This window comes from Microbacterium sp. K35 (assembly GCF_004794375.1).
Classification (GTDB): domain Bacteria; phylum Actinomycetota; class Actinomycetes; order Actinomycetales; family Microbacteriaceae; genus Microbacterium; species Microbacterium sufflavum.
Window position 1 is genome coordinate 1 of sequence record NZ_SSDM01000379.1, and the last position, 5,286, is coordinate 5,286.

The 5,286-nt window shown below is 72.3% G+C and carries 3 protein-coding genes; 2 read left to right on the top strand and 1 reads right to left on the bottom strand.

Going from position 1 to position 5,286, the window contains the following annotated elements; translation table 11 throughout:
• Positions 1 to 3,000: ATP-dependent RNA helicase HrpA (gene hrpA, locus DW299_RS15810; protein ID WP_136037142.1), on the bottom strand; the 3,000-nt coding region annotated here is incomplete at its 3' end.
• 43 nt (positions 3,001 to 3,043) lie between these two features.
• Between hrpA and DW299_RS15815 the strand changes: the two genes are divergently transcribed.
• Positions 3,044 to 4,279, top strand: coding sequence for a heparan-alpha-glucosaminide N-acetyltransferase domain-containing protein (locus DW299_RS15815; RefSeq protein WP_240745429.1), 1,236 nt, complete (start codon positions 3,044 to 3,046; stop codon positions 4,277 to 4,279).
• Positions 4,276 to 5,115, top strand: a complete 840-nt coding sequence (locus DW299_RS15820) for an aldo/keto reductase (protein ID WP_136037144.1) — start codon at positions 4,276 to 4,278, stop codon at positions 5,113 to 5,115. Before DW299_RS15815 ends, DW299_RS15820 begins: the two co-directional genes overlap by 4 nt.
• Positions 5,116 to 5,286 lie beyond the last annotated feature (171 nt).

Genomic DNA, 5,286 nt, shown 5'->3' on the forward strand with positions numbered 1-5,286 from the left:
CGCGCGTCGTGACGGCGCCGCGATGGAGCGGGCGACGCTGCTGCGGGCGCGGTCCGACAGCTCGGTCTGCAGTGCCCGGAGGTCGCGCCCCGAGCCGACCACGCGGCCGCGTTCGTCCACGGCGCGGAAGTTCATGCGCAGGTGCGCGGGCACGCGGTCGTCCTCGAAGTCCGCGGCCGACACGAGCTGGTTCGCGAGAGGCTGGATGAGGCGGGCCAGTGCCTCCTTGAGCGTGCGCGGGGGAAGGCCCTCGTGCGACTCCGGGCCCTGGTCGGCCAGCTCGGCGCCGAACTTCTCCGCCCAGTCGGCGGCGGGCACCACGTGGCGGCGGATGGCCTTGGGCAGCGCGCGCAGCAGTCCCGTGACGAGCTCGGCGCGCAGGCCCGGCACCTGCCAGTCGAAGCCGCGGTCCTCGATCTGCGCGAGCAGCGGCAGGGGCAGCACCACGCTCACGCCGTCGTCGGGGGCTCCGGGCTCGAAGCGGTAGGCGAGCCCCAGCACCTGGTCGCCCTGCGTCCACCGCGTGGGGAACTCGCGCTGGTCGGCGCGGTCGGCCTCGTCGACCAGGTCGCTCTCGCGCATCACGAGCAGCTTCGGCGCGGTCGTGAGCGCCTCGCGCCACCACTTCTCGAACGAGCGCACATCGAACACGTCGGCGGGGATGCGCTCGTCGTAGAAGCGGAACACGGCCTCGTCGCCGGCGAGGATGTCGCGGCGGCGCTCCCGCTCCTCCAGCTTCTCCAGGCGGCGGCGCAGCTCGGCGTTGCTGCGCCAGAACGCGCTCACCCGCTTGTCGATGCGCGACGGATCCCACTCGCCCTCCACGAGCGCGTGCCGCACGAACAGCTCGCGCGACGCGGCCCGGTCGATGCGGGCGAACTGCACGCGGCGGCGGGGGATGATCTCCACCCCGAACAGCGTCACCTTCTCGAAGGCGACGGCGGCGCCGGCATCCTTCGACCAGTGCGGCTCCGTGACCTGACGCTTCGCGAGGTCACCGGCCAGCGGCTCGGCCCACGCGGGGTCGATCTGGGCGACCGTGCGGGCGAAGGTGCGGGAGGTCTCCACGATCTCCGCCGCCATCACCGCCCGCGGGCTCTTCTTGCGCAGCGCCGAGCCCGGGAAGATCGAGAACCGGATGCCGCGGGCCCCGCGGTACTCGGTCACCCGGCGCTTCGGGTCCTTCGCGGGGGAGTGGCTCTTGCCGGCCGGGGCCGTGCGCTCGTCGAGGATGCCGATCTGCGACAGCAGACCAGACAGCAGGGCGCGGTGGATCGCGTCGGGGTCGGCCGCGCCACCCGCCTCCGCGCCGCGCTCCGGGTTCTTGCCGAGCGTGCGCAGCTGGCGGTGCACGTCGAACCATTCGCGCACGCGCACGTAGTTGAGGTGCTCGGCGCGGCACAGCCGGCGGAACGCGCTCGACCCCAGCTCGCGCTGCTGCTCGCGCAGGTGGTTCCACAGGTTCAGCAGGGTCAGGAAGTCGCTCGTGGGGTCGGCGAAGCGCGCGTGCAGGCGGTCGGCCTCCTCGCGGCGCTCCTCCGGACGCTCCCGCACATCCTGGATCGTGAGTCCGGCGACGATCGCGAGCACGTCGCGCAGGACGGCGCCGCTGCGGTCGCGTCCCGCCTCGAGGAGCATGCGCGCGAACCGCGGATCGATCGGCATGCGGGCGATGTCGCGGCCCACGCGCGTGAGATGCGTCGAGCCGTCCCGCCGCGACGGCTCGACCGCGCCCAGCTCGGTGAGCAGGTCGAACGCGGCCTTCACGCCGCGGGAGTCGGGCGGGGTGAGGAACGGGAACGCCTCGATGTCGCCGAACCCCAGCGACAGCATCTGCAGGATGACCGAGGCGAGCGAGGTGCGCAGGATCTCCGGCTCGGTGTACTCCGGGCGCCGGTCGTAGTCCTCCTCCGAATAGAGGCGGATCGCGATGCCCTCGCTCGTGCGGCCGGCGCGCCCCGAGCGCTGGTTCGCTGAGGCCTGGGAGATCGCTTCGATCGGCAGGCGCTGCACCTTGGAGCGGTTGCTGTACCGGGAGATGCGGGCGGTGCCGGTGTCGATCACGTACTTGATGCCCGGCACGGTGAGGCTGGTCTCGGCGACGTTCGTGGCGAGCACGACCCGCCGTCGCACACCCGGCACGCGACTGCGCTCGAACACCCGGTGCTGTTCAGCCGCCGAGAGCCGTCCGAACAGCGGCAGCACCTCGGTGGGGGAGCGGTCCTTCCCGTAGGCGCCGCGCACCGCATCGGCCGCATCACGGATCTCGGCCTCGCCGGGCAGGAACACCAGCACGTCGCCGGGGGCTTCACGGTCCAGCTCGCGCAGGGCCGCGACGATCGCGGACACCTCGTCCTCCGGGTCGCCGGATGCCGATGCCTCCTCATCCGCGTCGTCCACGAGGGGCCGGTAGCGGATCTCCACCGGGTACGTGCGGCCGGAGACCTCGATGATCGGGGCAGGGGTGCCGTCGGCGGCGGCGAAGTGCCGCGCGAAGCTCTCCGGGTCGATGGTCGCCGAGGTGATGATCACCTTGAGGTCGGGGCGCTCCGGGAGGATGCGGGCGAGGTAGCCGAGCAGGAAGTCGACGTTGAGGGAGCGCTCGTGCGCCTCGTCGATGATGATCGTGTCGTAGCGTGTGAGCAGCCGGTCGCGGTGGATCTCGTTGAGCAGGATCCCGTCGGTCATCAGCGCGATGCGCGTGGCATCGGAGACCTTGTCGGTGAAGCGCACCTTGTAGCCCACGAGCGTGCCGAGCTCGACGTGCAGCTCCTCCGCGACGCGCTCCGCGATCGTGCGGGCGGCCAGGCGACGCGGCTGCGTGTGGGCGATGCGCTCGCGCCCGAGTTCGAGCGCGATCTTGGGCAGCTGGGTGGTCTTGCCCGAACCGGTCGCGCCCGCGACGATCACGACCTGGTGGTCGCGCACGGCGTCGGCGATCTCCTCCCGCGCGGCGCTGACGGGCAGCTCCGGGGGATAGGAGATCACGGGGGAGGACATAGCCCTCCATCGTATGCCGGGATGCGCGCCCTACGATCAACTCGTGACCTCCCCCCTCGCGCCCACCCGCTGGTTCCGGGACTTCGGCCGGCCACCGCGCATCCTCGGCCTCGACGTGGCCAGGGCCCTCGCGATCCTGGGTATGGCCGCCGCCCACGTCGGCGAGCTCCGGCCGTTCGCGTGGGGCGACCCGTCCACCTGGACCGACCTGGTGAACGGCCGCTCCTCGATCCTGTTCGCACTGCTCGCCGGGGTGTCGATCGCGCTGATGACGGGGCGCAGCACGCTGCCCGCTCCCGAGCGCATGCCGACGCTGCGCCTGAACCTGGTGGGCCGGGGCGCGGCGATCTTCCTGATCGGTCTCGCGCTCGAGATGCTGAACACGCCCATCGCGGTGATCCTCACGCTCTACGGGCTGCTCTACGTCGCGGTGATCCCGTTCCTGCGGTGGCGGGCGTGGCAGCTGCTCCTCGCGGCCGGGGTGCTCGCGGTCGTGGCCCCCGCCGCGCTCGCGCTGCTGAGCGCGCTCGCGCTGGAGCCCTACGGCGCAGGGCTCGGCTTCGCGCTGTACGGCGTGTACCCGCTGACGGCGTGGCTCGCATTCGTGCTGGGCGGCCTCGCGCTCGGCCGGCTGCACGTGGAGCGACTCCGCACGGCGGTCGTCGCGCTCGCTGTCGGCGTGCTGCTCGCGGTCATCGGATACGGGCTCGGCGCGGTCGGCCAGGCGGCCGGAGTCGGGGGCGAGGACGGTGGCATCGGCTCCGGCGACGGCGGCTTCGGATTCGGCTCCGGGTGGGGCGCGTACCCCGCGGCGCTCGCGGGGCTGGACCCGCTGCGGTCGGTGCTGTCGGCGTTCTTCGGCGTGGAACCGCACTCCGGGGGCACGGCCGAGATCCTCGGCTCCGGGGGCTTCGCGCTCGCGGTGGTCGCGCTGTGCCTGCTGCTGAGCCGGCCGCTGCGGTGGGTGTTCCTGCCGCTCGCGGCGCTCGGCTCCATGCCGCTCACGGCATACACGGTGCACGTGGTGTCGATCGTGGTGCTGGTCGGCCCCGGCGGCTTCGTGCAGAGCACGGTCTTCTGGCTCCTCACCGCGATCGCACTCGTGGTGGCCGCGACGCTGTGGTCGATCCTCTTCGGCCGCGGACCCCTCGAGCGCCTCGTGGGTCGGGCGGCGCAGGCCATGGCCTCGGTGCCGGTCGACCGCCGCGGTGCCTCCGCCGACACGGAGCGACACGATCCGGCCACACCTGTCATCACAGGTCATAGGCTGGACCCATGACCACCATTCCCTCTCTCGAACTCAACGACGGCAACTCCATCCCGCAGCTGGGCTACGGCGTCTTCAAGGTGCCGCCGGCCGAGACCGAGCGCGCGGTGAGCGAAGCGCTGGAGATCGGCTACCGCCACATCGACACCGCCGCGATCTACGGCAACGAGGAGGGCGTGGGCGCCGCGATCGCCGCCTCCGGCATCCCGCGCGACGAGCTGTTCATCACCACCAAGCTCTGGAACGACCGCCACCACGACGACGAGCCGCGTGCGGCGATCGGCGAGAGCCTCGAGAAGCTCGGACTCGACCGGGTCGACCTGTACCTCGTGCACTGGCCCACCCCGGCGAAGGACGACTACGTGCACGCGTTCGCCAAGCTCATCGAGCTGCGCGAGGCCGGACTGACCCGCAGCATCGGCGTCTCGAACTTCCTCGTGCCGCACCTGGAGCGCACCGTGAAGGAGACCGGCGTCGTCCCGGCCGTGAACCAGATCGAACTGCACCCGGCGTACCAGCGTCGCGAGGAGGTCGCGTGGGCCGACGCGAACGACGTGCGCATCGAGGCGTGGGGTCCGCTCGGTCAGGGCAAGTACGACCTGTTCGGCATCCCGGCGGTCGCCGACGCGGCCGCGGCCCACGGCGTCACCCCGGCGCAGGCGGTGCTGCGCTGGCACCTGCAGAAGGGGATCATCGTCTTCCCGAAGTCGGTGCGCCCCGAGCGTCTGCGCGAGAACCTCGACGTGTTCGGCTTCGAGCTGACCGACGCGGAGATCGCCGCGATCGACGCCCTCGACCCGCTCGACGGTTCGGGTCGTGTCGGCTCGCACCCCGACGAGGTCAACTGACGGGAACCCCCGCCCACGGAGTCGCCCCGATCGACCGGTCACGCAACGGACCGGCTGACCCCGCCCACGGAGTCGGCCCGATCGACCGGTCACGCAACGGACCGGCTGACCCCGCCCACGGAGTCGCCCCGATCGACCGGTCACGCAACGGACAGGTCGCGCCGACCGGCC